The sequence below is a fragment of the Pseudomonas viridiflava genome (assembly GCF_003702045.1).
GTDB lineage: Bacteria > Pseudomonadota > Gammaproteobacteria > Pseudomonadales > Pseudomonadaceae > Aquipseudomonas > Aquipseudomonas viridiflava_C.
Map to the genome: position 1 here is coordinate 1 of NZ_RBTP01000005.1, position 739 is coordinate 739.

1 protein-coding gene is annotated in these 739 nt (G+C 59.7%); it reads left to right on the plus strand.

Annotated features, from left to right (window positions below):
• Window positions 1-739, plus strand: a 739-nt coding sequence (locus ALP40_RS01250) for an AMP-binding protein (protein ID WP_147478284.1), incomplete at both ends; no start/stop codon positions are given.

Below are 739 nucleotides of genomic sequence, written 5' to 3' on the forward strand. Positions count from 1 at the left end.
GCTGAAAATCCGGTCAACCACACCACGCCGGACAACCTGGCCTACGTCATCTACACCTCCGGCTCGACCGGCAAACCCAAGGGCACGCTGCTCGCACACCACAACCTGATGCGCCTGTTTGCCGCCACTGACGACTGGTTCGCCTTCAACGAACAAGACGTCTGGACGCTGTTCCATTCTTTTGCCTTCGACTTTTCGGTCTGGGAAATCTTCGGCGCGTTGCTGCACGGTGGCCGTCTGGTAATCGTGCCGCGTGAAACCAGTCGCTCACCGCAAGATTTCCATGCCTTGTTGGTGGAACAGCAGGTCACCGTGCTGAACCAGACGCCTTCCGCGTTCAAGCAATTGATGCACGTGGCTTGCGAGAGCGAAAAACCCTTGGCGCTGCGCTCGGTGATCTTCGGTGGCGAAGCGCTGGACGTCACCAGCCTGACGCCGTGGTTTGACCGTTTTGGCGATCAAACGCCACGATTGATCAATATGTACGGCATCACCGAAACCACCGTTCATGTGACCTATCGACCCATCACCCAGGCCGACACGCAGAGCTCTGCGAGCCCGATTGGCGAGGCGATTCCCGACCTGTCGTGGTACGTGCTGGACGCCGATTTCAATCCGGTCGCTCAGGGTTGCAGCGGTGAGCTGCACATCGGCCATGCGGGGTTGGCACGGGGTTACCACAACCGTGCCGCGCTGACCGCCGAGCGCTTCGTACCCGATCCGTTTTCAACTGATGGCG